Genomic DNA, 26,754 nt, shown 5'->3' on the forward strand with positions numbered 1-26,754 from the left:
GGAGCTCTATAAATGAATAGTTATGTAGTAATGGGTTTAGGAATTGCTTTATTGTTAACGGTTATACTAATGCCAGTATTTATACCGTTATTGAAACGAATGAAATTCGGACAAAGCATACGTGAAGAAGGACCTGAATCACATATGAAGAAAACGGGTACGCCGACTATGGGCGGTCTGGTATTCCTAATCTCAATCATTGTCACGGTGTTGCTAGTTGCTTGGTTAGCTGACTTGGTAACTGCTAAAATACTAATTTTATTGTTGGTACTTTTTGGATATGGCTTAATTGGCTTTTTGGATGACTTTATCAAAGTAGTACTAAAGCGCAATCTAGGGTTAACATCGCTACAAAAATTAATTGCTCAAATCGTTATAGCGGTCATTTCATTCTTTGTTTTGAGTGGGACTGACTTTGAGACAGGTGTCACTATTCCTTTTACTGACATCTCACTTGAGTTATCATGGCTATACGTGTTCTTTATCGTCTTTTGGTTGGTTGGATTTTCCAATGCAGTTAATTTGACAGATGGTCTAGATGGATTGGTAGCTGGAACAGCGTCTATTGCATTTGCTGCATTTGGTGTATTAGCTATTTATCAAGACGAAGTAGGCATCGCGGTTTTCACTTTTTCTGTAACAGGCGGACTGCTTGGATTCTTGATCTTCAATAAATATCCTGCAAAAGTCTTTATGGGCGATACAGGTTCGCTAGCATTAGGTGGGGCACTTGCAATGGTCTCGATTTTACTAAAACAAGAATTATTATTGTTGTTAATCGGATTAGTTTTCGTTATCGAAACAGCTTCAGTTATTTTACAAGTAGGTAGCTTTAAATTGCGTCAAAAACGAATTTTTAAAATGAGCCCTATTCACCATCATTTCGAGTTGAGCGGATGGTCAGAATGGAAAGTGGTCCTTGTTTTCTGGTCAGTCGGTCTTATCAGTGCGGCAATCGCCGTCTTTTTGGAGGTAATGTAAATGAAAGAAGTGCCACAATTATATCAAAAGAAAGTCCTGGTTTTAGGGTTAGCGAAAAGCGGATTTACTGCTGCTCGTATTCTTCACAAGCTAGGTGCATTTGTTACCGTTAACGATTCTAAGCCTTTTGAAGAAAATCCTGAAGCACAGGAATTATTGAATATGGGCGTTACCGTTATTTGTGGCAGACATCCTGAAGATTTGTTAGAAGAGGGCTTTGAATTAGTTGTCAAAAATCCAGGAATTCCTTATTCCAATGTATTGATTGAGTCAGCAATAGAAAAGCAAATTCCAGTGTGGACTGAAATTGAATTGGCTTATTTAATTAGCGAAGCTCCCTTTATCGGAATTACGGGCTCTAATGGTAAAACAACAACAACTACTTTATTGTTTCATATGCTCAACCAAGACAATAAAAATCCATTAATTGCAGGAAATATTGGAACAGTAGCAAGTGGCGTCGCAGAAAAAGCAAAAGCAAAAAATATAATTGTTACGGAATTGTCTTCTTTTCAGTTGAAGGGAACTGTAGATTTCCGTCCAGATATCGCAATTATTACAAATCTGTATGAAGCGCATTTGGATTATCATGGATCAATAGAGGATTATCGAACTTCTAAAATGAAGCTGACTGAAAACCAAACAGCGGAAGATTACTTTATCTATAATGCAGATCAACCAATTCTAGTCGAGCATGCAAAGAACTGCAAAGCGCAGCTCATTCCTTTTACGTTGCAAGGACGCACCGCTACAAGTATCAGTGCAGACGATCAATTTGTTTATTGGCAAGGCGAAAAATTGATTGAACGTTCGAAGATTATGTTGGGTGGCCAGCACAATCTGGAAAACATTTTGGCTGCTACAGCAGCAACTTTGATTCAAGGCGGAACAAAAGAAACCATTACACGTGTCTTAACGTCATTTACGGGTGTAAAGCACCGTTCTCAATTTATTGTTGAGTGGCAGGGGCGCAAATTCTATAACGATTCAAAAGCCACCAATGCTTTAGCGACTAAGAGCGCATTGGAAGCTTTCCCGAAAAACATCATCTTATTAGCGGGTGGATTAGAGCGAAACCATTCACTTGAAGAAATTCGTCCATTTATGAATCGTGTCAAAGTATTAGTGACCTTAGGTGAAACAGCAACGCGGTTCACGGCGTTTGCAAAAGATTGTGGTGTGCCAACGATAGTTCAAGCAGGAAAAATGGACGATGCAGTTGACAAAGCAATTAAAGAATCTGCTAGTGGCGATACAATTCTTCTATCACCTGCTTGTGCAAGCTGGGACCAATACGATAGTTTTGAAATTCGGGGCGATGCTTTTATTACAGCAGTTCAACAAATGACAGAAGCAAACGAATAATAGATAAGGGGCAGCAATTATGGACAAAGTGATTGATATCGAAGAACGCATCCCGTCGCTTCGCGAGCGGCGAAAAAAAAGAACCAATCGCAAGTTCGTGGCGCTGCTGCTCATTTTTCTCACTTTGCTTGCCGTACTATTATACAGCCAGTCGAAGTACAGTGAAATCCAGACCATCACTATTAAAGGTGCCGTTCTCTTTGACCAAAAAAGCTACCAAGCTGCAAGTGGACTAGCTATCGGAGATTCGATGTGGTCTTTTGATGCAGGGACTGTTGCGCAACAACTGGAAAAGTTGGAGTGGGTAGAAGAATCGACGGTTAAGAAAAACTGGTTGACCGGTGTGGAAATTGATTTAAAGGAATATGTTCAAATGGGATATCTAGATCGCGGTAACAGCTATCAGATTGTCTTGTCGAATAACTTGGCTTTAGATCAGCCAGTGACAAATGTTGATGGTCCGATTTACTCAAACTTTGAAAATGAGAAAATACGAGAAAAGTTAATTGATCAGCTAACAGATATTGATCCTGAAGTACTTCAGCTGATTTCCCAAATTATTCTAGATCCTGAGCAAAAAGACGCGGATTATGTGACCTTATATATGAATGATGGAAATGAAGTTCGTGGTATTTTAAGCACATTAGCAGAAAAGATGAATTACTATCCATCTGTCATCGCGCAATTAGAAGATGATCAACAAGGCATAATTGATATGGAAGTGGGAATATTCTTCCGTTCTTATGCGGATGTTTATGGTTTTGCAAAGGAGGGTCCTGAAGATGAAGAAACCGAAGAAGAGCAACCGTAAAAGTTTTAGCAAATCGGTTGTTTTTTCCCTGGTTTTCTTGGTGCTCGGATTTATCATGGCTTATTCCTATAGTTTATCAAATGCTAATAGAGAGACGGCAGAGTTTACAGGTGGTGCATTTTTCGAACAGGAAGAACGCTACCGAAAAGAGTTGATTGATCAGCAAGAGCGCAATAAAGAGTTGAAAAATGAATTGCAAGAAAAGCAAAGCGAAGTTCAAGAATATGAAAAATCCTTTGCCGATGGCGAAAATCGCTATACAGAGTATGCAGAAGAAGCCAAAGAGCTTCGAAGATATCTCGGTTTAGTGCCCGTACAGGGAAGTGGATTAAAAGTGACATTGCAAGACGGGGATTATGATTCAAATTCAGTTAATCCAAACGATTACATTGTGCACGAAAGCCACGTTTTCCAAGTAATCAATGAATTGTATATTTCAGGAGCACAGGCTATTTCAATCAATGGTCAGCGTATTCATGGAAATTCATACATTGTTTGTACGGGACCAGTCATAACTGTAGATGGTGCACAATATCCTGCTCCTTTCGTAATTGAAGCTATCGGTGAACCTGAAGTACTAACAGCATCGATGGAGTTGACTGGCGGAATTATGGACCAACTGCTCAGTGACAACATTATCGTCACATTGGATGAAGGGCAGGTTATTAAAATGGCCGCCTTGCTGACAGAATCGTGAATAAGGGGAGAGTTAGATGAAAAAAAGAATTCTTACCCGATTTACAGTGATTATGTTTGTAATCGGCTTAATGACTGCTATGCAATACAACACGATCAATGAACCTGATGCCCGAGATACGCGAGATGTATGGGAAGTAAGACAAGAACTGTCGAGAGAAAAGCAACTTCACTCACAACTGCTATCAGAAATCAGCACGTTAGATGAGACGTTGAACAAATATGATGTGGACACAAACGCCAGCCCCGAACAAGCTTTGCGGGAAACTGCAGGGGAATTGAGAAATGCAGCTGGTTTAACGGAGACTACAGGACCGGGAATAGAAATTCTCGTTGAACCTTCAATGGAAACGGTTGCGTTGGGCTTCGAAATAGAAGGGATCTCTCCGGATTTGCTTATCCGGCTGGTCAATGAAATTAATCGTTACAACGGTTTGTATGTTTCAATCGACGATAAGCGAATTATTAATACGACAGCAATACGAGATATAAATGGTCAAACGACGGTTAACGCAAAACCGGTAGAAATGCCTCCGTTTTCCATAAAAATAATTTCTGAGTCTATGGAAGACTCAGAAAAGCTGTATAATCATTTATTGTCTTCACGTATTTTAGATGATTTTTATATCGATAATCTAACATTGACCGTTTCGGCTCCTAAAAAAGATCTAATCATCGAAGCGTATGATGAAGTGATAGACACCAAATATTTACAGTCAACAGAGGAGGAATAGCGATGTGGCTGTCCATTTTAGGTTTAATACTTGGTATATCGCTCGGGCTTTTGACAGATATCCATATTCCACCTGAATATGCTAACTATTTGTCGATTGCCGTACTGGCATCACTCGACACATTATTTGGTGGAATTCGTGCCCACTTGCAACAAGTGTACGATGACAAAGTATTTGTTTCAGGATTCTTTTTCAATATCGCCCTTGCAGCAGGTCTTGCTTTTCTTGGTGTTCATTTAGGTGTAGATTTGTACTTGGCTGCTATTTTTGCATTCGGTGTTCGACTATTTCAAAACATTGCGGTCATCCGCCGCATTATTTTAGCAAAATGGGCTGAAAAAAAGGCAGTTAGAGAAACAATTTAAGCAATTGAAGGAAATTTTTTTAAGTTTCGCGATTTTCTTAGACAAGGTGCACGATTTGCAATAGAATATAAGTACAGCAGTTTAATAAGGAGGTGCCACGAATTGAGTCAATCAGAATTATACGTTAGTCTAGATATCGGTTCGTCATCCATTAAAGTTTTAATTGGAGAAATGGCCAACAATTCACTGAATGTTATTGGCGTTGGAAATGTGAAATCTAATGGAATTAAAAAAGGTGCGATTGTTGACATAGATGCAACGGTGCAATCCATTAAAAAAGCGGTCGATCAAGCAGAACGCATGATCGGCAAGTCAATCCATGAAGTGGTATTAGGAATTCCGGCTAACAAAGCGGTGCTACAGCCTGTTAAAGGAATTGTGGCAGTAAACAGTGAGAATCGGGAAATTACCGATGACGACCTAGATCGTGTATTGGAAGCGGCTCAAGTTATGTCGATTCCACCAGAGCGGGAACTAGTAAACATCATTCCTGAACAATACATCGTTGATCATTTGGGTGAAATCAAAGATCCTCGAGGCATGATTGGTATCCGCCTTGAAATGGATGGTACAATGGTGACAACTTCAAAAACAATTTTACACAATGTACTTCGTTGTGTAGAAAGAGCGGGACTTGAAATCCGCGATATTTATGTACAACCACTTGCAGCAGGAAATTATGCATTGACTGAAGACGAGAAAAATCATGGCACAGCATGTATTGACATCGGTGGAGGATCTACTTCTATTTCCATCTTCCAAGACGGCCACTTGACCGCTTCTTCTGTTATTCCAGTTGGAGGCGACCACGTAACAAAAGATTTGTCCATTATTTTGAAGACACCGACAGATCAAGCTGAAAAAATTAAACTTGAGTATGGCCATGCATTTTTTGAAGATGCTTCAGAAGACGAAGTATTTGAGGTTCCTGTTATTGGATCGGATTCAACAGAACAATATAACCAAAAATACATATCTGAAATAATCGGAGTTCGCCTGGAAGAGCTTTTCGAACTGATTTTAGATGAATTTTATCGTTTGGGCGTTCAAGACCTGCCAGGAGGAGTTGTTTTAACTGGTGGTATGGCTAAATTGGATGGACTTCCAGAACTCGCTCGAAATATTTTGCAAACTCGAGTTCGTCTATTCACACCAGAATTTATCGGCGTACGTGAACCACAGTACACGACAGCAGTTGGTCTAATTCAATATGCATACATGGAAGATGTCTTTTATGGCCGTATTGGAAATGGTGGAGCTGTTGCGGGAACTGCGAAAGTTGAGCACCAAGAAGTGCAGCAACCTAAAAAACAAAAGCAGCCAAAGCAAAATTCTGAAGGTGTCGTAACCAAAGCTAAAAAGATGTTTGATCGATTCTTTGAATAAAATCAATGTTGCATCTAGCTTGCAACTATAAAAGCTAAGCAATTTTAGGAGGAAAAAGAATGTTGGAATTTGATACAAATATTGATGCACTGGCCGTAATTAAAGTTATTGGTGTTGGTGGCGGAGGAAACAACGCTGTAAACCGCATGATCGAACATGGAGTACAAGGTGTAGAATTTATTGCAGTAAATACAGATGCTCAAGCTTTGAACCTTTCAAAAGCAGAAGTACGTCTTCAAATCGGGGGGAAATTGACACGCGGACTTGGTGCCGGTGCTAACCCTGATGTGGGGAAAAAAGCTGCAGAAGAAAGCAAAGAGCAAATCGAAGAAGCTTTGCGCGGAGCGGATATGGTATTCGTAACAGCAGGAATGGGCGGCGGAACAGGTACTGGAGCAGCACCAGTTATTGCTGGAATTGCTAAAGAACTTGGCGCTTTAACAGTTGGTGTTGTTACTCGTCCATTTACTTTTGAAGGCCGTAAGCGTTCTACTCAAGCAATCGGCGGTATTTCTTCTATGAAAGAATCTGTTGATACCTTAATCGTTATCCCGAATGACCGCTTACTTGAAATCGTTGACAAAAACACACCAATGCTGGAAGCATTCCGTGAAGCGGATAATGTTCTTCGTCAAGGTGTATCGGGTATTTCTGATTTGATCGCCGTTCCTGGATTGATCAACTTAGATTTCGCCGATGTTAAAACAATTATGTCGAATAAAGGTTCTGCATTAATGGGAATCGGTGTATCTTCAGGGGAAAACCGTGCTTCTGAAGCAGCTAAAAAAGCTGTCTCAAGTCCGTTACTTGAAGTTTCAGTTGACGGTGCTAAAGGTGTCTTGATGAATATTACAGGTGGATCTAATCTTAGCCTTTATGAAGTTCAAGAAGCAGCTGATATTGTTGCATCAGCTTCTGATGAAGAAGTAAACATGATTTTCGGTTCTGTTATTAACGATAACTTAAAAGATGAAATCATCGTGACAGTTATTGCGACTGGATTTAACGAAGAGCAACTTCAACCAAGAACACCAAGAGGATCTGGATTGAATTCAAGCCGTGTGCAGTCGATTCAACAACAAACTCCAGCGCCTTCAATTCGTGATGCGCGTCGCGAAGATCAACGCCGTGACGAGCAACGTCGTGACGAACAACCACCTTACTACAACCAAGAGCCTCAAAGACAAGAAAAACAAAGCGACGATGCACTAGACATCCCGACTTTCTTACGCAATCGTCAAAAGAGACGTTAATCCAAACAGCTGCCGTTGGGCAGCTGTTTTTTTTAGGAAAGAGCTTAATTGATAAATCAGCTGAAACTTGGTACAATGTAGGGGACTTCTATAGAAAAGTTGTGAATATATGAAACCTATTGAACCCGTCTTTAAAGAAATTACCGGACAGTTAAATGCTATTAAAGATAATATACAAATTATTGCTGTGACTAAACAAGTGGATGTGAAACGTACGAAAGAAGCAGTTCACGCTGGAATCCGCCATTTGGGTGAAAATCGCCCAGAAGGATTGGCATCGAAACTTGAAGCAATTGAAGAAGATGTATCTTGGCATTATATCGGCAATTTGCAAACACGAAAAGTAAAAGATGTTATTAACGAAATTGATTATTTGCATTCTTTGGACCGCTCTAGTTTAGCGAAAGAAATCCAAAAACGTGCAAGTCGCCAAGTGAAATGTTTTGTCCAAATTAACGTATCTGGTGAAGAGTCAAAAAGTGGAATTGATCCTGCAAACGCAATTGATTTTATTGAATCTCTAAAAGATTTCGATAAAATTCAAGTAGTTGGATTGATGACAATGGCGCCAAACACTACAGACGAACAAATTATTCGCGAAGCATTTAAAGGACTAAAATTACTCCAACTCCAAGTATCAGAGAAACACTGGGCCCATGCACCGTGTACAGAATGTTCCATGGGAATGTCCAATGATTACTTAATCGCTGCTCAAGAAGGAGCAACTTTTGTCCGAATTGGAACAGCGTTAGTCGGGTCGGAAAGTGAGGCAAAGCGATGAGTATGAAAAACAAATTTAAAAATTTCTTTTACTTAGATGAGTATGAAGAAGAGCAAGTGCACGAACAACCTATGACACAGCAAAAGTCAGCTCCACGTTATGAAAAACCAGCTGCGATGCAAGAACCGAAAAAAGCACCGAAAGAGCGGCGCCAGAAAGTAGAGGAGACCATTGTGCCTAATTTAGTTAGTTTACAAAGTGCTTCAAAATCTTCAAAAGTTAGCTTGGCAGAACCTAGAGTTTATGCAGAAGCACAAGATATAGCGGAAAGTCTAAAAAACAAACAGGCTGTCGTTGTTAATCTTCAACGCATTGAAAAAGATCAAGGCCTACGAATCATCGACTTTTTGAGTGGGACAGTTTACGCTCTTGGTGGAGATATTCAACGTATTGGAACGGATATTTTCTTATGCGTACCAGACACTGTAGAAGTGGATGGCGCTATTTCAGATTATTACTACGACGAGCAACAATAAGAAAGGTGCCTTAAAATAATATGATAATTTTTGTTAATTTATTACTTTCGGCGATTAATATCTACTTCTATATTCTAATTGTTAGTGTATTCATGAGTTGGGTACCGAGCATAAAAGAATCTAGCTTTGGACAAATGATTTCTAAAATTACGGATCCTTATTTGGATATATTCAGACGCTTTATCCCGCCAATCGGTATGATCGACATCTCACCAATTGTTGCGATATTCACTTTGAGTTTAGCTAGTCAAGGCATCATCGTGTTATTTAATTATTTAGCCTAACCCTAAACCTCACGTGATGTGAGGTTTTTTTCTTAAAAACCAATCACATGTGAAGGAGCATTCGTATGGAAGAGATATTTCAACATTTTAGAAAAGAAGAACAGCAGTTTATCGAACAAGCTTCGGGCTGGCTACGGGAAGTTGAAGACCGTTATTCACCAAGATTGACTGATTTTCTCGATCCGCGACAGCGCTTTATTGTTGAAGCAGTCATCGGATCGAGCGACGTGAAAATGATGACGTCTGGCGTTTTTAAAAATGCAGAAAGACAACGAGTGTTACTGTATCCTTCTTATTTTGAACCACAACAGGAAGATTTTAATATTACTGTTTTTGAATTGAAGTATCCATCGAAATTTGTCAACTTGCGTCATCCTGATATATTAGGATCATTAATGTCATTGGGGCTTGACCGCAGTAAATTCGGAGACATTCGCATAGACAACGAACGTGTTCAACTTGCAGTTATGAATGAAATCAGTCCTTATATGCAAAGTAATTTTGTTAGTGCAGCAAAAGTGAAAGTTCAGTTAAACGAAATAACAAACGAAAAAGAATTAATCGAGACGAGTGAAGAATGGATTGAAGAATCGTATACGGTCAGTTCCATGAGGTTGGATACGGTAATGAGTTCGGTTTATCACATTTCTCGCCAGAAAGCATCGGCGTTAATCCACGGTGGAAAAGTGAAAGTCAACTGGACTTTGCAAGAGCAGCCGTCATTTGAACTGCACGAATCGGATATGATCTCTTCAAGAGGCTTTGGTCGCGTTCGGTTGATTATGATCGAAGGCCGCACCAAGAAGGATAAAGTTCGACTACAGATTGGCCGCTTAGAAGCAAAAAACTAGACGGTTCGGAAAAAATACGAAATAATACTGAAATTTAGCGCCATGAACTGTATAATAGGAAGATAACATGACAAGTTAAGGAGAGGTTTACTCAATGCCATTATCCCCGTTAGATATACATAACAAAGAATTCAGCCGGGCGTTCCGTGGATATCAAGAAGACGAAGTAAATGAATTCTTGGAACAAATTATGAGAGATTATGAAATTTTGTTAAAAGATAAGGCAACTTTAGAAGAACGGTTACGTACAACCGACGAACGAGTTGGCCATTTCAATACAATCGAGTCAACCTTACAAAAATCAATTTTCGTCGCTCAAGAAGCTTCGGAAGAAGTTCGACGCAACTCGCAGAAAGAAGCAGAGTTGATTGTCAAGGAAGCTGAGAAAAATGCTGATCGTATTGTTAACGAGTCGTTGACAAAAGCACGTCGCATTGCTACTGAAATTGAAGAATTGAAAAAACAATCTCGTATCTTTAAAAATCGTTTCAAAATGCTCGTTGAAGCTCAATTAGATTTAATTGAAACAGATGATTGGGAAACCTTATTAGAATACGATATCGACACACAGAATTTAGAGAAGATTGAGAAGGATAAAGAAGAGTCGAACTCTTGACTCTGAGACTTTCTACTTCTATAATTACGACATACAAAAAAACGCGCTGATAGAGACAGTAGGCTATGTAGGATGATTTAGCGAGTCAGGGACAGTGAGAGCCTGATACGACCTCATAGATGAAAATCACTCTTGAGCAGAATTGGTGAACAACAGTACCCAATTCCGTCTACGCCACGTTACGGTGATCGAGTGGCAGCTATCGAGCTGCAACAAGGGTGGTACCGCGAGTTTAAGCTTCTCGTCCCTTTACCAGGGATGGGGGCTTTTTATTATGCCTATAGGAGGAATGGAAATGGAATACAAAGATACGTTATTAATGCCGAAAACAGATTTTCCGATGCGTGGTAATTTGCCAAACCGGGAACCGGAGATGCAACAAAAATGGGAAGAGATGGACATTTACAAGAAAGTGCTAGACCGCACAAAAGGTCGTCCATTCTTCATTCTTCATGACGGACCTCCGTACGCGAACGGCGATTTGCATATGGGTCACGCATTAAACAAAGTACTAAAAGATATGGTCGTTCGTTCTCGTTCAATGATGGGCTTTCATGCACCATACGTTCCGGGCTGGGATACGCACGGATTACCGATCGAACAAGCTTTAACAAACAAAGGCGTTAATCGGAAAGAAATGTCGTTAGCGGAATTCCGCAAGCTATGTGAAGAATATGCTTACCAACAAATCGATAACCAGCGCTCTCAATTCAAACGCATCGGTGTTCGTGGCGATTGGGAAAATCCATATGTCACATTAAAACCAGCATACGAAGCACGTCAAATTGAAGTGTTTGGTAAAATGGCCAACAAAGGCTATATCTATAAAGGATTGAAACCGGTTTATTGGTCTCCATCAAGTGAATCGTCACTTGCTGAAGCAGAAATCGAGTATCATGATAAAAAATCTCCTTCAATCTATGTATCTTTCCCAGTCACTGACGGTAAAGGTGTATTGGCTGAGGGCACAAACTTCGTAATCTGGACGACAACTCCTTGGACAATCCCAGCTAACCTTGGTATTTCTGTACACGCTAAGTTGGATTACGCGGAAGTTTCCGTAAATGGTTCTCTTTATATTGTGGCACAAGAGTTATTAAAAGAAGTGGCTGAGGAATTGGAATGGGTAGACTACGAAGTTGTTCGCTTAGTGCAGGGAGCTGAACTAGAGCATATCCTAACAAAACACCCATTATATGACCGTACTTCTTTGGTTATGCTCGGAGAACACGTTACGACAGATTCAGGTACTGGTTGCGTTCACACAGCTCCTGGTCACGGTGAAGATGACTTCTTAATCGGCAAGAAATACGGATTGGATGTTCTTTGTCCAGTTGATGAACGCGGAGTCATGACAGACGAAGCGCCTGGGTTTGAAGGCGAGTTTTATGAAAAAGCGAATAAGTCGATCACAGAAGCACTTGATCATGCAGGCGCTCTTGAAAAAATTTCGTTTATTACACACTCGTATCCGCATGACTGGCGGACGAAAAAGCCAGTAATTTACCGGGCGACAGCTCAGTGGTTCGTATCGATCGATGCATTCCGTGACCAAATCTTAAAAGCGATCAAAGAAACTTCGTTCACTCCAGCATGGGGCGAAACGCGTCTTTACAATATGCTACGTGACCGTGGAGATTGGAATATCTCACGTCAACGCGTATGGGGCGTTCCAATTCCTGTGTTTTACGCTGAAAATGGAGATCCCATCATTACAGAAGAAACAATTGCCCACGTGGCTAAGTTGTTCCGCGAAAACGGATCGAACATTTGGTTTGAGCGTTCAGCAGCAGAGTTATTGCCGTCAGGATTCACGCATCCAAGTAGCCCGAATGGCTTGTTTACTAGAGAAACGGATATTATGGATGTTTGGTTTGATTCTGGATCTTCTCACCAAGGTGTTCTTGTTGAGCGAGAAGACTTGCATTACCCGGCTGATCTTTACCTAGAAGGATCTGACCAATACCGCGGTTGGTTCAACTCTTCACTAACAACGAGTGTTGCGATCAATGGTATCGCACCATACAAAGGTATCTTGAGCCACGGCTTTACGCTTGATGGCAACGGCCGCAAAATGAGTAAGTCGCTCGGTAATGTTATTGTCCCTGCAAAAGTTATGAACCAAATGGGAGCGGATATTCTGCGCCTTTGGGTGGCTTCTGTAGATTATACGGCGGACGTTCGTGTTTCCGATGAAAACTTTAAGCAAGTATCGGAAGTATACCGGAAAATCCGTAATACACTGAAATTCCTTCATGGAAATTTAGTTGATTTTAATGAAAAAGAGCATCATGTCGCATTTGAAGATATGCGTGAAATGGATCAATACATGGTAATGAAATTGCAGAAAATGGTAGAAACGGTACGGAAGTCATATGAAACGTATGAATTCTCAACAATCTATCATGCATTGAACAATTACTGTGCGAACGATTTAAGCTCGTTTTACTTAGATGTAGCGAAAGATGTTGTTTATATCGAACGTGCAGATCATCCTCATCGTCGTGCGATGCAGACAGTTATGTTTGATTCGCTGATGGCGATTTTGAAACTGTCTTCACCAATCATTCCACATACGGCAGATGAATTATGGTCTTACCTAAGCTTTGTAGAAGAAGAAAGTGTTCAATTAACTGACTTCCCAGAAGCTGTTTCCAATCCAGCATTTGAAGGATTGGATGAGAAATGGAGCCGTTTCATGGATGTTCGCGATGATGTCTTAAAAGCATTAGAAGAAGCGCGTGCAGCTAAAACAATCGGTAAATCATTAGAAGCAAAAGTGACAGTTTATGGTGATGAAGAACTTGCGAACTTATTAGCTTCTACTGATGAAAATCTTGCTCAATTATTTATTGTATCGAAATATGAATACGGTGGAACGCAAGAACAAGCACCAGAACATGCAGTGAAATTGAACGAAGTTTCTGTTACAGTTCAAAAAGCTGAAGGTGAAAAATGTGAACGTTGCTGGACAATTTCTGAGGAAATTGGTCAAAGTGAAGCACATCCAACCTTGTGTCTTCGCTGTGCAAGTGTTGTAGAAACGCAGTTTGCTTAATCGAAACTACCGCTAAAAAAGAAAGGGTTTAGAGAGCTGGAATTCGGCTTCTCTAGACCCTTTACTTTTTCCCCTTACATTGTGTTAAAATAGATTGACTGATGAATTGACGGAGGATATGGATGTTTATTTATTATGGAATCGCATTAGTAATCATTGCATTAGATCAATGGACAAAATGGTTGGTCCTTAAAAATATGGAATTGGGTGAAAGGATTTCAGTAATTGATCCTTATCTCGGCTGGTTGTCGCACCGTAATCGCGGCGCTGCTTGGGGCATGCTCGAGGGACAGATGTGGCTGTTTGCCGTCATTACCGTGGCAGTTGTTATCGGAATTCTTTACTATTTTCATAAACATGCACAAGGGCAACCGTTGTTCCAGCTTAGTTTAATGGTTCTTTTGGGTGGAGCGATCGGCAATTTTATCGACCGCATGCTACGCGGGGAAGTTGTCGATTTTGTAGATGTGCTAATTCCCGTGGTCAATTATGATTTCCCGATATTTAATGTTGCAGATGCTGCTTTAACGATTGGTGTCGTATTGATGATTATTTTTATTATTTATGACGAAAAACAACAAAAGAAAAAGGTGTCTTAATGGAAGAATTAACGATTGAAATTACCGAAGAAATGACAGGCGAACGGGTAGACAAAGCTGTGTCATCAATAGATGAAGACTGGTCACGTTCACAGATTAGCAATTGGGTCAAAGAAGGAGCCGTAAAAGTTAACGGCATTAAAGTAAAACCGAATTACAAAGTTCGTTTGCAGGATGTTATCGTTGTCACACCGCCTGAACTTGAAGAATTAGATGTAGTTCCCGAAGATCTTAATTTGGAAATTGTCTATGAAGATGAAGACGTCCTCGTAGTTAACAAACCAAAAGGAATGGTTGTACATCCGGCTCCAGGACACGCTAAAGGCACATTGGTTAATGGCTTAATGCATCACTGTACAGATTTGTCAGGAATCAATGGTGTAGTGCGTCCGGGGATTGTCCATAGAATTGATAAAGATACATCTGGCTTATTGATGGTAGCCAAAAATGACGCTTCCCATACGTCATTAGTTGATCAATTAGTGAAAAAGACGGTTACGCGTAAATATGTAGCGCTCGTACATGGTCACATTCCTCACGATAAAGGAACGATTCAAGCACCAATTGCGCGTGATCCAAAAGAACGCCAAAACATGGCAATCGTTGATAAAGGAAAACATGCCGTAACACATTTCCGAGTTTTGGAACGTTTTGGTGATTTTACATTAGTAGAATGCCGCCTAGAAACAGGCAGAACGCACCAAATTCGTGTGCACATGAAATACATTGGCTACCCGCTTGTTGGAGATCCAAAGTACGGACCGAAGAAAACAATGGATGTTGGCGGTCAAGCACTTCACGCGGAAGTTATCGGTTTTGATCATCCAAAAACGAACGAATACATGGAGTTCTCTGTAGAGCCACCAGCTGAATTTGCAGAACTTCTAGAATCTCTTCGCGACAAGGATTGACAAAAGGGACCTTCTTTCTTTATACTTAAAAAAACGAATCGAATAATGAACACCTTTAAAAACAGTCCAGAGAGGCTGAAAAGGTATTTACGCAAGCCGGAAGTCTGTCTTCCGTGCTGAACTTTTCTGCGCATCTATCCTCTTGCCTCTCTGGCAAGAGGTTTTTTATTTGCAAAAAAGGAGCGGATCTTATGGTGGAAAAAGCAGATATTTTAGATGAACAGGCAATTAGCCGAGCAATTACACGCATTGCACATGAAATTATCGAACGCAATAAAGGCATCGATGATTGTATATTAGTTGGTATCAAAACGCGCGGTGCATTTATCGCAAAGCGACTGGCCGAAAAAATCGAAAAAATCGAAGGGCGTCCCATTATGAAAGGCGAACTTGATATTACGCTTTATCGAGATGACTTGAGCATCAAAACAAAAAACCAAGAACCGTTAGTGCAACAAGTTGATATTAAACACAGCATACTCGATAAAAAAGTCATCTTAGTAGATGATGTGCTCTATACAGGACGCACTGTACGCGCAGCTATGGATGCCGTTATGGACCTAGGACGACCGGCACAAATTCAACTAGCAGTATTGATTGACCGAGGACATCGCGAATTGCCAATACGTGCTGACTTTGTCGGAAAAAACATTCCAACTTCAAGTGATGAACGAATCATTGTTCAAATGGTTGAAAGCGATCAAGTGGACCGCGTTGCCATTCACGAATAAAGAGTCGGAAACAAAGGAGAATGGAAATTGAGTGAAGCAATTTTAGACGTACAAGATAAACCAAAAACAGGACAATGGATCTCGCTAAGCTTGCAGCACATGTTCGCGATGTTTGGCGCAACAATATTGGTACCGCAATTGGTTGGTTTAAGTCCAGCTATCGCATTGTTAACAAGTGGAATTGCAACAATCATCTTTATCCTCATCACACAATTTAAAGTACCGGCATATCTCGGATCTTCATTCGCTTTTATCTTGCCGATTACCATTGCTACGAAAACTGGCGGGATTGGCTCAGCAATGATTGGCGCCATGTTTGTTTCATTGGTCTACGCAATCGTCGCGTTGATCATTTGGAAAACAGGCTATCACTGGTTGATGAAATTACTTCCACCGATTGTCGTAGGGCCGGTTATCATTGTCATCGGACTGGCTTTATCAGGAACAGCAGTAAATATGGCCATGACCATTCCAGTAGGGAATGCTTCAGAATATAGCTTGCTGCATTTTTCGGCAGCTATTGTTACGCTGCTAACCGCTATCATTTGTAACATTTATTTTAAGAATATCATTTCATTGATGCCAATTTTGATCGGTATTATCGTAGGGTATGGCTACTCAGCTGCCATTGGCATTATTGACTACGGCGTCATTGCTGACGCGAAATGGTTTGCAGTACCAGAATTCTTAATTCCTGGGGTGGATTACTCCTTTCAAGTAACACCAACCTTGTTGTTCGTCATGGTCCCAATTGCCATCGTCACGATTTCTGAACATATCGGTCATCAACTGGTACTAGGCAAGATTGTCAATCGAAATTACATAAAAGACCCAGGCTTACATCGGTCGATACTAGGTGATGGGATTGGAACCTTTATCTCTTCACTAGTTGGCGGCCCGCCAAAGACGACATACGGTGAGAATATTGGGGTACTCGCAATTACGAAAGTGTTTTCAGTCTATGTCATCTTTGGAGCGGCAGTGTTTGCCATCGTCTTTTCGTTCTTTGGCAAATTGATGGCCGTCATCGAGACAATTCCAACGGCTGTTCTAGGCGGAATTTCGATCTTATTGTTCGGTATTATCGCATCTTCTGGTTTGCGTATGCTAGTAGATAACAACATCGACTTTGGCAACAACCGAAATTTAGTGATTTCTTCAGTTATCTTGGTTATCGGGATTGGCGGAGCTAAAATTGAATTTAGTGAAACATTCTCAATCGAAGGAATGGCGCTCGCTGCCATTGTTGGTGTCATTTTGAACTTAGTGCTACCGGGAATGAACAAAGAAGAAGTAGACGACGGAACTAAATAATTACCTTTTAATGAATGTCCAGAGAGGCATGGAAAGGGTTGAAGAATGGGTAAACACTACCCTTTTTTCCTCACACCTTCCTGCCTCTGGGAAGGTGTTTTTTTGTCTGACGAATGAGAGGATGAGTCAATTTTGCCAAACTTACTATCTATGAACAACTTAGAAAATGACACGATTATGAGTTTGCTTAAGCGTGCTGGAGAATTTCAGCAAGGCAAGAGAGCGCCAATTGATGGCACGGTCGTCAACTTGTTTTTCGAACCAAGCACAAGAACAAAAATGAGTTTTGAAATGGCAGAGCATCATATGGGACTCGCTGTACTACCTTTTGAAACAGCTTTTTCTAGCATCTTAAAAGGTGAAACACTTTACGATACAGTAAAAACGATGGAAGCAATTGGCGTAGGTGCAGTCATTATACGTCATGAAGAAGAAGAGTATTATCAACAACTAGAAGGATGCGACGTTGCTGTCATCAATGGTGGAGATGGCTCAGGTCAACATCCAACACAATCTCTTTTAGACTTAATGACCATATATCAAGAGTTTGGACGGATCGAAGGCATTCATGTCACCATCGTTGGAGACATTGCTCATAGCCGTGTCGCAAAATCAAATGCAGCGGCACTCAAACAATTAGGAGCAAAAGTGAGTTTTGTGTGCCCGGCGGACTGGAGCGGAGAGTACGAATCTTCCGAGCACTTGGATGACTTTATTGAAACTACAGATGTTGTCATGATGCTTCGCGTGCAGCATGAACGGCATGCAGTATCAGCTCTTTTCTCGAAAGAAAATTACCATGAGCAATACGGCTTAACGATCGAACGCGAAAAGAAAATGAAGGATGGTGCCATTATTATGCATCCTGCGCCAATCAACCGCGGCGTCGAAATTGCAGATTGCTTAGTCGAATGTGAACGTTCACGAATTTTTAAACAAATGGCAAACGGAGTTTTTATTCGGATGGCAGTACTTGAATACGCATTGAAAGGGAGAGATTAACTTGAATTTATTCATTAAAAACGTAAACATGCTGCAAAATGGAGAATTAACCCCTACAACTATCCGGATTAAAGAAGGCAAAATTAAAGAAATCGGTAAAGAGTTACAAGTGGATAACGAGACCCAAATTGACGGCAAAGGCCGGATGATTGCACCAGGATTTGTTGATGTCCATGTTCATTTGCGTGAACCGGGTGGTGAGCAGAAAGAAACCATCGAAAGTGGAACACATTCGGCAGCAAAAGGTGGCTACACCACAATTTGTGCGATGCCAAACACGCGTCCTGTTCCGGATACGAAAGAAAATCTGCAGCTAGTCAACGGATTGATTGAAAAAAATGCGCTTATCCGAGTTTTGCCGTACGCGTCAATCACCATCAGAGAAGCAGGAAAAGAACGTACAAACTTACAAGAACTAAAAGAAAACGGTGCTTTTGCTTTTACGGATGACGGTGTTGGCATTCAAGAAGCAGGCATGATGTACGAAACAATGCAAGACGCAGCAAAAATTGATATGGCAGTCGTTGCGCATTGTGAAGACAATAGCTTGATATATGACGGTGTCATGCACGAAGGCAAACGCAGTAGAGAACTTGGGCTTAAAGGGATTCCAGCAATTGCGGAATCGGTGCATATTGCACGCGACATTTTACTAGCAGAAGCAGCAGGCGCACATTATCACGTTTGCCACGTCAGCACAAAAGAATCAGTTCGCGTCATTCGCGACGCAAAGCGTGCAGGAGTGCGCGTAACAGCTGAAGTTACACCTCATCATTTGCTCTTAACAGAAGATGATATTCCAGCGGACGATGCCAATTACAAAATGAATCCACCACTACGTGCAAAAGAAGATTGGGAAGCGTTACACGAAGGCTTGCTTGATGGCACGCTAGACTTTATCGCGACAGACCATGCACCGCACACGGAAGCAGAAAAAACAAATGGCATGAATGGTTCGATGTTTGGAATCGTCGGTTTTGAAACAGCATTTCCACTGCTCTATAGCAACTTTGTCAAAACCGGCACATGGTCGTTACAACAATTAATCGACTGGTTAACCATCAAACCAAGCCAAACATTCAACTTGCCATATGGCACTTTAGAAATTGGACAAACAGCGGATCTCGTATTATTAGATCTTGAAAAAGAACAACCAATTCAAGTAGAAGAATTTTTATCAAAAGGTAAAAACACACCATTTAATGGTTGGAATTGTACAGGGTGGCCAGTAACAACCATCTTTGGTGGCGAAATCGTATGGCAGGAGGAGAAAAATTAATGAAACGTTATTTAATTTTAGAAGACGGTACGGTATTTGAAGGAACAGCATTCGGAAGCGATAGTGCTTCTGTTGGGGAAATCGTTTTTAATACGAGTATGACGGGTTATCAGGAAATTTTATCGGATCCTTCTTACTGCGGACAAATTGTCACGATGACTTACCCACTAATCGGCAACTATGGCATTAATAGCGACGATTTCGAATCGATTGAACCCGCAGTAAAAGGCATGGTCGTTCGTGAACTTGCTGAGTTCCCTTCCAATTTCAGAAACAATTCAACCTTGGACGAGTTATTTAAAACGAAAGATATTCCTGGAATTTCAGGTATTGATACACGAAAACTGACGCGTTTGATTCGCTCAAAAGGTGCCATCAAAGGTGTCTTAACAGCAGCAGGTGAAGAGGTTCAATTAGCAGCAGTCGTGAAGACGCTTCAAGAAACGATTTTGCCAAGCGACCAAGTGGCGCAAGTTTCAACAGCACGTCCTTATCCAAGCCCTGGCCGTGGCAAACGCGTTGTATTAATTGACTACGGCATGAAGCATGGCATTTTGCGTGAGCTTAATAACCGCGATTGCGACGTCATTGTCGTTCCTTATAACACGGCATCAAAAGAAATTCTTGCTTGGGGACCTGACGGCGTTATGTTATCAAACGGCCCTGGAGATCCAAAAGATGTAGAGGAATGTGTAGAAGTGGTACGTGAACTACTTGGTCAAGTTCCAATCTTCGGCATCTGCCTAGGACACCAATTATTCGCAAGAGCTTGCGGTGCGGACACCTTTAAATTGAAATTCGGTCATCGCGGAGGAAATCATCCAGTACGCGACTTAGTTACAGGGAAAATCGAAATCACATCACAAAACCACGGTTACGCTGTGGATGAAGATACCTTGCAAGGAACTCGCCTAAAAGTAACGCATAGCGCATTAAACGATGGTACGAACGAAGGCTTGGCACACTTAGATTACCCAGCATTCACAGTTCAATACCACCCAGAATCATCACCCGGACCAGAAGACTCCAACTACTTATTTGATCGCTTTATTGATGTTATGAACGCAACTCGAAAGGAGCAACAACATGCCTAAAAGACAAGATATTCAAAGTATACTCGTAATCGGATCAGGACCCATCGTAATCGGACAAGCAGCAGAGTTTGACTATGCAGGAACACAAGCGTGTCTTGCGTTAAAAGAAGAAGGATACCGCGTAATCCTAATTAACTCAAACCCAGCAACTATCATGACAGACACAGAAATTGCAGATAAAGTGTATATCGAACCGATCACACTGGAATTCGTTAGCCGCATCTTGCGTAAAGAGCGTCCGGATGCACTGCTTCCGACACTTGGAGGCCAAACAGGACTGAACATGGCGATTGAACTGGATGAGTCAGGTATTTTAGATGAGTTGAATATTGAAATTTTAGGTACCAAGCTTGAAGCCATCCATAAAGCAGAAGACCGTGACTTGTTCCGAACGTTGATGAACGAACTTGGCGAACCGGTTCCAGATTCAGATATTATTCACAACATGACAGAAGCTGAAAATTTCGTTGACCGTGTGGGTTATCCAGTGATCGTTCGTCCAGCCTTTACACTAGGTGGAACGGGCGGAGGCATTTGCGAGAATTATGATCAACTGAAAGAAATTGTAGCAAGTGGTTTGAAATATAGCCCGGTTACACAATGTTTACTAGAAAAATCAATTGCAGGTTTTAAAGAAATTGAATACGAAGTGATGCGCGATAAAAACGATACGGCGATAGTCGTTTGTAACATGGAAAACATTGATCCAGTTGGCATCCATACTGGAGACTCGATTGTGGTCGCACCTAGCCAAACTTTGTCAGACCGTGAATACCAAATGCTACGAAATGTGTCGCTGAAAATTATTCGCGCCTTGAAAATTGAAGGAGGCTGTAACGTACAGCTGGCATTAGATCCATTTAGCTTTAACTACTACATCATTGAAGTAAATCCGCGGGTTAGTCGCTCTTCTGCACTAGCATCAAAAGCAACAGGTTATCCAATAGCGAAACTAGCTGCAAAAATTGCTGTCGGTTTAACTTTGGATGAAATGATGAACCCCGTTACTGGACGCACATATGCTGCATTTGAGCCGGCACTTGATTATGTGGTAACGAAAATTCCACGCTGGCCGTTTGATAAATTCGAATCTGCTAAACGTAATTTAGGAACGCAAATGAAAGCAACCGGCGAAGTGATGGCGATGGGTCGTACATTTGAAGAGTCTATTTTAAAAGCTGTCCGTTCATTAGAAACAGGGCAATTCCACTTAGAGCTAAAAAATGCGGATAGCATGAGTGATGAATGGATTCAAAAACGCATTTGTCGAGCGGGAGATGAGCGTTTGTTCTTTATCGGCGAAGCACTTCGCCGCGGTGTAACAATCGAAACCATTAACGAATGGAGCCAAATCGATTTATTCTTCCTGAAGAAATTCGAAAACATCGTAAAATACGAAGAAGATTTGAAAAATGCCGCGTTTGACTACGACGTAGCAAAACGTGCCAAACGTTTAGGCTTTGCAGACCGGACAATTGCGAAACTTTGGAATACCACTGAACAGCAAGTATACAACTGGCGCAAAGAACAAAAATTAATGCCGGTTTACAAAATGGTCGATACATGTGCGGCAGAGTTTGAATCGGAAACGCCTTATTTTTACGGCACGTATGAAGATGAAAATGAATCAGTAAAAACAGACAAAGAGTCGGTCATCGTTCTCGGTTCAGGCCCAATCCGTATCGGTCAAGGCGTTGAATTCGACTATGCGACGGTACACTCTGTATGGGCGATTAAAGAAGCGGGTTACGAAGCGATAATCGTCAACAATAATCCGGAAACCGTTTCAACCGATTTCTCGATTTCCGATAAATTGTATTTTGAACCGCTGACAATCGAAGATGTTATGCACATTGTCGATCTGGAGCAGCCAAAAGGAGTTGTCGTTCAATTCGGCGGACAGACGGCCATTAACTTAGCTGAAAAACTTGAGCAAAACGGTGTTAAAATTTTAGGAACTTCACTAGAAGATACAGACAGAGCAGAAAATCGCAATAAATTCGAAGCAGCTTTGCACGAAATCGGCATTCCACAACCTTTAGGAAAAACGGCTGTCAATGCAGACGAAGCCATCATTATCGCTGCGGACATCGGTTATCCGGTACTCGTTCGTCCTTCGTATGTACTTGGAGGACGCGCAATGGAAATCGTCTACAACGAAGAAGACCTGAAATATTACATGGAACACGCAGTAGAAGCAAGTCCAGAACATCCGGTACTCGTTGATCGTTACTTAACAGGAATCGAAATTGAAGTCGATGCCATTTCAGACGGTGAACATGTCTTAATTCCAGGGATTATGGAACATATTGAACGTGCAGGCGTTCACTCGGGTGACTCGATCGCAGTTTACCCAACACAAAACATTTCAACAGAATTACTTGATACACTCGTTGATTACACCACACGATTAGCAAAAGGATTGAACATCATCGGCTTATTGAACATCCAGTATGTTATCTCGAAAGGCGAAGTCTTTGTGATTGAAGTCAATCCAAGATCAAGTCGTACAGTGCCATTCATGAGTAAAATTACATCAATTCCAATGGCTAATATTGCGACAAAAGCAATTTTAGGGCAAAGCATCGTTGACCAAGGCTTTACACCAGGACTTGCACCAATTTCAAAAGGAGTATTCGTCAAAGTACCGGTCTTCTCTTTTGCCAAGCTACGCCGTGTTGACATTACACTCGGGCCAGAAATGAAATCTACCGGAGAAGTCATGGGCAAAGACACAACACTTGAAAAAGCCTTGTATAAAGGACTAGCCGCAGCAGGTATGGAAGTGAAAGATCACGGCACAGTGCTACTAACCGTCGCAGATAAAGACAAAGAAGAAGCGATTGGGTTAGCAAAACGCTTTAAAGCGATCGGTTATCAAATTATGGCTACAGGTGGAACTGCCAAAGCATTCGAGGAAGCTGGCATAGTAGTAGCACCAATCGGTAAAATTGGTTCAGAAGGCAAAACTTTACTAGATGTTATTCAAAATGGCGATACGCAAATTGTCATCAACACCTTAACAAAGGGCAAACAGCCAGAGCGTGACGGATTCCGCATTCGCCGTGAATCGGTTGAAAACGGCATTCCTTGCTTAACTTCACTAGACACAGCAGAAGCGATGCTACGTGTCATCGAATCAATGACCTTCTCAGCGGAGGAAATGGGGACAGGTATATGATCAAACAAGAACGTATGCAAATTATCAAGCAGCAGCAAATCGCCCATCATATTTTTGAACTAACTGTAAAAGGGGTTCTTGCCAATGAAATGGCAGAGCCCGGACAATTTGTCCATATTCGTGTGGCCGATAGTTTTGAACCCTTGTTGCGGCGCCCAATTTCAGTGGCTTCGATCGATCTAGAAGCTTCGCAATTTACAATGATTTACCGAGCAGAAGGACGCGGTACACAGTTATTGGCTGAAAAAAGAGCCGGTGATACCTTAGACGTGCTCGGACCACTCGGACATGGCTTTCCAGTAGAAGAAGCTGTGAAAAAAGCGTATTTGATTGGCGGAGGAATCGGTGTTCCACCGCTATATGAACTCGCCAAACAGTTAAACGCACGCGGTATCGAAACTGTCCATATCCTCGGATTTGAAAGCAAACAAGCCGTTTTCTACGAAGAAAAATTTCGTGGACTTGGAGATACGCATATTGCAACGGTTGATGGATCACATGGTACACAAGGATTCGTGACGCATATCCTTAATGAGTTGCCAGCAGATTTTGATACTTATTACAGCTGTGGTCCAACTGCGATGCTTGAAGCGGTGCAATGGGCTTATCCACAGAAAAAAGGGTTTTTGTCTTATGAACAGCGCATGGGTTGTGGCATTGGAGCTTGCTTCGCTTGCGTTTGCCGAACAACGAAAAGTGAAACGGATTACATCAAAGTATGTTCAGATGGGCCGGTTTTTCCAGCAGGAGTGGTGATTTCATGATTGATTTAACAGTTAAACTTCCAGGACTCAACTTAAAAAACCCAATCATGCCAGCTTCTGGCTGTTTCGGTTTTGGTAAAGAGTATGCGCAATTATATGATTTGTCGCAGCTTGGCGCTATCATGATTAAAGCAACGACCGTTGAAATGCGTCTTGGTAATCCGACTCCGCGAGTTGCAGAAACAGCATCGGGTATGCTAAACGCTATCGGTTTACAAAATCCTGGCCTTGAAAAAGTAGCCGGTCAAGAATTACCATGGTTAGAAAAGTACGACGTGCCGATCATTGCCAATGTAGCGGGAACGACGACAGAAGACTATGTCGAAGTCGCGAAAGCTATTTCACAAGCACCAAATGTTCATGCACTGGAAATCAATATTTCGTGTCCAAACGTTAAGCAAGGCGGCATCACGTTCGGTACCGATCCAGACGTAGCCCGTGAGTTAACACGTGCTGTAAAAGAAGTGTCTGCTGTGCCGGTTTATATTAAATTGTCGCCGAACGTGACGAATATCGTGTCAATCGCCAAAGCAGTCGAAGAAGGTGGTGCGGATGGCATTACGATGATTAATACATTACTCGGCATGCGCATGGATACGAAAACTGGACGTCCGATTATCGCCAATATTACAGGTGGCTTGTCAGGCCCAGCTATTAAACCGGTCGCTTTACGGATGATTTATGAAGTTAGTCAGCATACTAAGCTGCCAATTATCGGTATGGGTGGGGTAACAAATGTGGACGATGTCATCGACTTTTTATCAGCCGGCGCGAGCGCTGTAGCGGTCGGAACAGCTAATTTCGTCAATCCGTTTGTGTGCCCAGAAATCATCGCTCAACTACCCGAACGCTTGCATGAACTTGGATTTGATTCAGTAGAACAACTTGTCGGAAGGAGCCACCGTCTGTGAGTAAACCCATTATTGCTTTAGATTTTGCATCAAAACAACAAGTAGAAGAATTTTTAATGCAGTTTTCTAAGCCGCTTTTTGTCAAAGTAGGCATGGAGCTTTATTACCAAGAAGGGCCTGAGCTAATTCGTTACATCAAATCGCTCGGTCATGAAATTTTCTTAGACTTGAAACTACACGATATTCCAAATACCGTTGAATCTGCTATGCGTGGCTTGTCTAAACTTGGGGTGGACATGGTCAATGTTCATGCTGCAGGAGGATTTGAAATGATGAAAGCAGCTAAACGTGGACTAGCGGATAGTGATACAAAACTGATTGCTGTGACACAATTGACTTCAACTAGTGAAGAACAGATGCACGAAGATCAATTGATTTATGTCAGCCTGGAAGAATCCGTATTGCATTACGCAAAACGTGCGATGCAAGCAGGATTAGACGGTGTGGTTTGTTCCGTACTAGAAGCACAAGCTATAGGAGATGCATGCGGACAAGAATTTTTGCGTGTCACACCAGGCATTCGACCGGCAGGCGTTTTAGCAGACGATCAAAAACGCATCGCGACTCCAGCGCAAGCGCGTGAAAAAGGTTCTAGTCATATTGTGGTCGGTCGAGCCATTACAAAAGCTGACAACCCATCAGAAAGTTACAGCCAGATTGCAACAGAATGGAGTGGACAATAATGAAGTTAAAAGTAGCAAATCATTTACTATCTATTGGCGCAGTCGAATTGCGTCCGCAAGATCCCTTTACTTGGGCGTCAGGCGTTAAGTCACCGATTTACTGTGATAACCGATTGACAATGTCTTACCCAAAAGTACGCAAAGACATTGCTGCCAGTCTAGCAGAAACCATTAACGAATATTATCCTGACTGTGAAGTGGTCGCAGGAACTGCCACTGCAGGTATTCCGCATGCGGCTTGGGTTAGTGATTTACTTGAACTGCCAATGGTTTACGTCCGTTCGAAAGCGAAAGAACACGGTCAAACAAATATGATTGAAGGCAAAATCGAAAAAGGTCAAAAAGTAGTGGTCGTAGAAGATTTGATTTCTAAAGGTGGTTCTGTTTTGCAAGCAGCACAAGCGTTAGAAGCAGCAGGCTTTGACGTACTTGGAATCGTGGCGATTTTCACTTACGATTTACCGCAATCCATCGAGGCCATCACAGGTGCAGGTTACACGTTCCACACGTTAACGGATTTCCCAGCGCTTGTTGAACAGGCGTTGAGTACGGGTGCTATTAGTGAAGACGAACTGCCGATGCTTGCAGATTGGCATGAAAAGTTAAAAGCAGGAACCTTGTAAAGCCG

26 protein-coding genes and 1 other annotated feature are annotated in these 26,754 nt (G+C 41.7%); all 26 genes read left to right on the top strand.

Going from position 1 to position 26,754, the window contains the following annotated elements:
- Positions 1-12: 12 nt before the first annotated feature.
- The 26 genes from mraY to pyrE all read left to right on the top strand — a co-directional run bounded on the left by mraY (position 13) and on the right by pyrE (position 26,749).
- Positions 13-981 carry a phospho-N-acetylmuramoyl-pentapeptide-transferase gene (gene mraY, locus AUO94_RS14345; protein ID WP_058384869.1) on the top strand — a complete coding sequence of 323 codons (969 nt, stop codon included), beginning with the start codon at positions 13-15 and terminating at the stop codon, positions 979-981.
- Positions 982-2,346 carry a UDP-N-acetylmuramoyl-L-alanine--D-glutamate ligase gene (gene murD / locus AUO94_RS14350; protein WP_058384870.1) on the top strand — a complete coding sequence of 455 codons (1,365 nt, stop codon included), beginning with the start codon at positions 982-984 and terminating at the stop codon, positions 2,344-2,346.
- Between the two features lie 19 nt (positions 2,347-2,365).
- On the top strand, positions 2,366-3,157 hold the full coding sequence (locus AUO94_RS14355; RefSeq protein ID WP_058384871.1) for a cell division protein FtsQ/DivIB: 792 nt from the start codon (positions 2,366-2,368) through the stop codon (positions 3,155-3,157).
- Complete coding sequence (locus AUO94_RS14360) at positions 3,129-3,854, top strand: DUF881 domain-containing protein (RefSeq protein ID WP_058384872.1); 726 nt, start codon at positions 3,129-3,131, stop codon at positions 3,852-3,854. Before AUO94_RS14355 ends, AUO94_RS14360 begins: the two co-directional genes overlap by 29 nt.
- A gap of 16 nt (positions 3,855-3,870) precedes the next feature.
- The gene (locus AUO94_RS14365; RefSeq protein ID WP_058384873.1) at positions 3,871-4,587 is read left to right on the top strand and encodes a DUF881 domain-containing protein; all 717 of its coding nucleotides are present in this window, start codon (positions 3,871-3,873) and stop codon (positions 4,585-4,587) included.
- 2 nt (positions 4,588-4,589) lie between these two features.
- Entirely contained in the window at positions 4,590-4,952 is a 363-nt protein-coding gene (locus AUO94_RS14370; RefSeq protein ID WP_058384874.1) for a small basic family protein, read from the top strand.
- 102 nt (positions 4,953-5,054) lie between these two features.
- Positions 5,055-6,338, top strand: coding sequence for a cell division protein FtsA (gene ftsA, locus AUO94_RS14375; RefSeq protein ID WP_058384875.1), 1,284 nt, complete (start codon positions 5,055-5,057; stop codon positions 6,336-6,338).
- Positions 6,339-6,397: 59 nt separating this feature from the next.
- Entirely contained in the window at positions 6,398-7,591 is a 1,194-nt protein-coding gene (gene ftsZ / locus AUO94_RS14380) for a cell division protein FtsZ (protein ID WP_058384876.1), read from the top strand.
- Positions 7,592-7,700: 109 nt separating this feature from the next.
- Positions 7,701-8,372 carry a YggS family pyridoxal phosphate-dependent enzyme gene (locus AUO94_RS14385; protein WP_058384877.1) on the top strand — a complete coding sequence of 224 codons (672 nt, stop codon included), beginning with the start codon at positions 7,701-7,703 and terminating at the stop codon, positions 8,370-8,372.
- Positions 8,369-8,848: a cell division protein SepF gene (locus tag AUO94_RS14390; RefSeq protein ID WP_058384878.1), complete on the top strand. Its 480-nt coding sequence runs from the start codon at positions 8,369-8,371 to the stop codon at positions 8,846-8,848. Before AUO94_RS14385 ends, AUO94_RS14390 begins: the two co-directional genes overlap by 4 nt.
- 20 nt (positions 8,849-8,868) lie before the next feature.
- The gene (locus AUO94_RS14395) at positions 8,869-9,132 is read left to right on the top strand and encodes a YggT family protein (protein ID WP_058384879.1); all 264 of its coding nucleotides are present in this window, start codon (positions 8,869-8,871) and stop codon (positions 9,130-9,132) included.
- 65 nt (positions 9,133-9,197) lie between these two features.
- Positions 9,198-9,983 carry a YlmH family RNA-binding protein gene (locus AUO94_RS14400; protein WP_058384880.1) on the top strand — a complete coding sequence of 262 codons (786 nt, stop codon included), beginning with the start codon at positions 9,198-9,200 and terminating at the stop codon, positions 9,981-9,983.
- A gap of 94 nt (positions 9,984-10,077) precedes the next feature.
- A complete protein-coding gene (locus AUO94_RS14405) occupies positions 10,078-10,599 on the top strand; it encodes a DivIVA domain-containing protein (protein ID WP_058384881.1) in 522 nt (173 codons plus the stop codon).
- Between the two features lie 37 nt (positions 10,600-10,636).
- Positions 10,637-10,851, top strand: a binding site (T-box leader).
- A 43-nt stretch (positions 10,852-10,894) separates the two neighbouring features.
- Positions 10,895-13,657, top strand: coding sequence for an isoleucine--tRNA ligase (gene ileS / locus AUO94_RS14410; protein WP_058384882.1), 2,763 nt, complete (start codon positions 10,895-10,897; stop codon positions 13,655-13,657).
- A 122-nt stretch (positions 13,658-13,779) separates the two neighbouring features.
- Positions 13,780-14,256: a signal peptidase II gene (lspA, locus tag AUO94_RS14415; RefSeq protein ID WP_058384883.1), complete on the top strand. Its 477-nt coding sequence runs from the start codon at positions 13,780-13,782 to the stop codon at positions 14,254-14,256.
- On the top strand, positions 14,256-15,167 hold the full coding sequence (locus AUO94_RS14420) for an RluA family pseudouridine synthase (RefSeq protein WP_058384884.1): 912 nt from the start codon (positions 14,256-14,258) through the stop codon (positions 15,165-15,167). The genes lspA and AUO94_RS14420 overlap by 1 nt, the downstream gene beginning before the upstream one ends.
- A gap of 194 nt (positions 15,168-15,361) precedes the next feature.
- A complete protein-coding gene (gene pyrR / locus AUO94_RS14425; RefSeq protein ID WP_269465415.1) occupies positions 15,362-15,898 on the top strand; it encodes a bifunctional pyr operon transcriptional regulator/uracil phosphoribosyltransferase PyrR in 537 nt (178 codons plus the stop codon).
- Between the two features lie 27 nt (positions 15,899-15,925).
- Entirely contained in the window at positions 15,926-17,212 is a 1,287-nt protein-coding gene (locus tag AUO94_RS14430) for a solute carrier family 23 protein (RefSeq protein WP_058384886.1), read from the top strand.
- 132 nt (positions 17,213-17,344) lie between these two features.
- Positions 17,345-18,214: an aspartate carbamoyltransferase catalytic subunit gene (locus AUO94_RS14435; RefSeq protein WP_058384887.1), complete on the top strand. Its 870-nt coding sequence runs from the start codon at positions 17,345-17,347 to the stop codon at positions 18,212-18,214.
- 1 nt (position 18,215) lies between these two features.
- Positions 18,216-19,493, top strand: a complete 1,278-nt coding sequence (locus AUO94_RS14440; protein ID WP_082707555.1) for a dihydroorotase — start codon at positions 18,216-18,218, stop codon at positions 19,491-19,493.
- A complete protein-coding gene (locus tag AUO94_RS14445) occupies positions 19,493-20,587 on the top strand; it encodes a carbamoyl phosphate synthase small subunit (protein WP_316833286.1) in 1,095 nt (364 codons plus the stop codon). The genes AUO94_RS14440 and AUO94_RS14445 overlap by 1 nt, the downstream gene beginning before the upstream one ends.
- Entirely contained in the window at positions 20,580-23,768 is a 3,189-nt protein-coding gene (gene carB, locus AUO94_RS14450; protein ID WP_058384889.1) for a carbamoyl-phosphate synthase large subunit, read from the top strand. Before AUO94_RS14445 ends, carB begins: the two co-directional genes overlap by 8 nt.
- Positions 23,765-24,532 (top strand): dihydroorotate dehydrogenase electron transfer subunit, encoded by a 768-nt coding sequence (locus tag AUO94_RS14455; RefSeq protein ID WP_058384890.1) that lies wholly within the window; start codon positions 23,765-23,767, stop codon positions 24,530-24,532. Before carB ends, AUO94_RS14455 begins: the two co-directional genes overlap by 4 nt.
- Positions 24,529-25,443 carry a dihydroorotate dehydrogenase gene (locus AUO94_RS14460; RefSeq protein WP_058384891.1) on the top strand — a complete coding sequence of 305 codons (915 nt, stop codon included), beginning with the start codon at positions 24,529-24,531 and terminating at the stop codon, positions 25,441-25,443. Before AUO94_RS14455 ends, AUO94_RS14460 begins: the two co-directional genes overlap by 4 nt.
- Positions 25,444-25,499: 56 nt before the next feature.
- Entirely contained in the window at positions 25,500-26,126 is a 627-nt protein-coding gene (gene pyrF, locus AUO94_RS14465) for an orotidine-5'-phosphate decarboxylase (protein WP_237150219.1), read from the top strand.
- Positions 26,126-26,749, top strand: a complete 624-nt coding sequence (pyrE, locus tag AUO94_RS14470) for an orotate phosphoribosyltransferase (RefSeq protein WP_058384893.1) — start codon at positions 26,126-26,128, stop codon at positions 26,747-26,749. The genes pyrF and pyrE overlap by 1 nt, the downstream gene beginning before the upstream one ends.
- The last annotated feature ends 5 nt before the right edge of the window (positions 26,750-26,754 follow it).

The organism is Planococcus kocurii (assembly GCF_001465835.2).
Classification (GTDB): Bacteria; Bacillota; Bacilli; order Bacillales_A; family Planococcaceae; genus Planococcus; species Planococcus kocurii.

Bases quoted from the DNA above. Each gene is read 5' to 3' on its own strand.
- AUO94_RS14395 (WP_058384879.1), top strand. From the start codon at position 8,869: ATGATAATTTTTGTTAATTTATTACTTTCGGCGATTAATATCTACTTC.
- carB (WP_058384889.1), top strand. From the start codon at position 20,580: ATGCCTAAAAGACAAGATATTCAAAGTATACTCGTAATCGGATCAGGA.
- pyrF (WP_237150219.1), top strand. From the start codon at position 25,500: ATGCAGTTTTCTAAGCCGCTTTTTGTCAAAGTAGGCATGGAGCTTTAT.
- AUO94_RS14370 (WP_058384874.1), top strand. From the start codon at position 4,590: ATGTGGCTGTCCATTTTAGGTTTAATACTTGGTATATCGCTCGGGCTT.
- murD (WP_058384870.1), top strand. From the start codon at position 982: ATGAAAGAAGTGCCACAATTATATCAAAAGAAAGTCCTGGTTTTAGGG.
- ileS (WP_058384882.1), top strand. From the start codon at position 10,895: ATGGAATACAAAGATACGTTATTAATGCCGAAAACAGATTTTCCGATG.
- AUO94_RS14455 (WP_058384890.1), top strand. From the start codon at position 23,765: ATGATCAAACAAGAACGTATGCAAATTATCAAGCAGCAGCAAATCGCC.
- AUO94_RS14400 (WP_058384880.1), top strand. From the start codon at position 9,198: ATGGAAGAGATATTTCAACATTTTAGAAAAGAAGAACAGCAGTTTATC.
- AUO94_RS14405 (WP_058384881.1), top strand. From the start codon at position 10,078: ATGCCATTATCCCCGTTAGATATACATAACAAAGAATTCAGCCGGGCG.
- AUO94_RS14365 (WP_058384873.1), top strand. From the start codon at position 3,871: ATGAAAAAAAGAATTCTTACCCGATTTACAGTGATTATGTTTGTAATC.
- lspA (WP_058384883.1), top strand. From the start codon at position 13,780: ATGTTTATTTATTATGGAATCGCATTAGTAATCATTGCATTAGATCAA.
- AUO94_RS14460 (WP_058384891.1), top strand. From the start codon at position 24,529: ATGATTGATTTAACAGTTAAACTTCCAGGACTCAACTTAAAAAACCCA.
- mraY (WP_058384869.1), top strand. From the start codon at position 13: ATGAATAGTTATGTAGTAATGGGTTTAGGAATTGCTTTATTGTTAACG.
- AUO94_RS14360 (WP_058384872.1), top strand. From the start codon at position 3,129: ATGAAGAAACCGAAGAAGAGCAACCGTAAAAGTTTTAGCAAATCGGTT.
- ftsZ (WP_058384876.1), top strand. From the start codon at position 6,398: ATGTTGGAATTTGATACAAATATTGATGCACTGGCCGTAATTAAAGTT.
- AUO94_RS14385 (WP_058384877.1), top strand. From the start codon at position 7,701: ATGAAACCTATTGAACCCGTCTTTAAAGAAATTACCGGACAGTTAAAT.
- AUO94_RS14355 (WP_058384871.1), top strand. From the start codon at position 2,366: ATGGACAAAGTGATTGATATCGAAGAACGCATCCCGTCGCTTCGCGAG.
- pyrE (WP_058384893.1), top strand. From the start codon at position 26,126: ATGAAGTTAAAAGTAGCAAATCATTTACTATCTATTGGCGCAGTCGAA.
- AUO94_RS14445 (WP_316833286.1), top strand. From the start codon at position 19,493: ATGAAACGTTATTTAATTTTAGAAGACGGTACGGTATTTGAAGGAACA.
- AUO94_RS14390 (WP_058384878.1), top strand. From the start codon at position 8,369: ATGAGTATGAAAAACAAATTTAAAAATTTCTTTTACTTAGATGAGTAT.
- AUO94_RS14420 (WP_058384884.1), top strand. From the start codon at position 14,256: ATGGAAGAATTAACGATTGAAATTACCGAAGAAATGACAGGCGAACGG.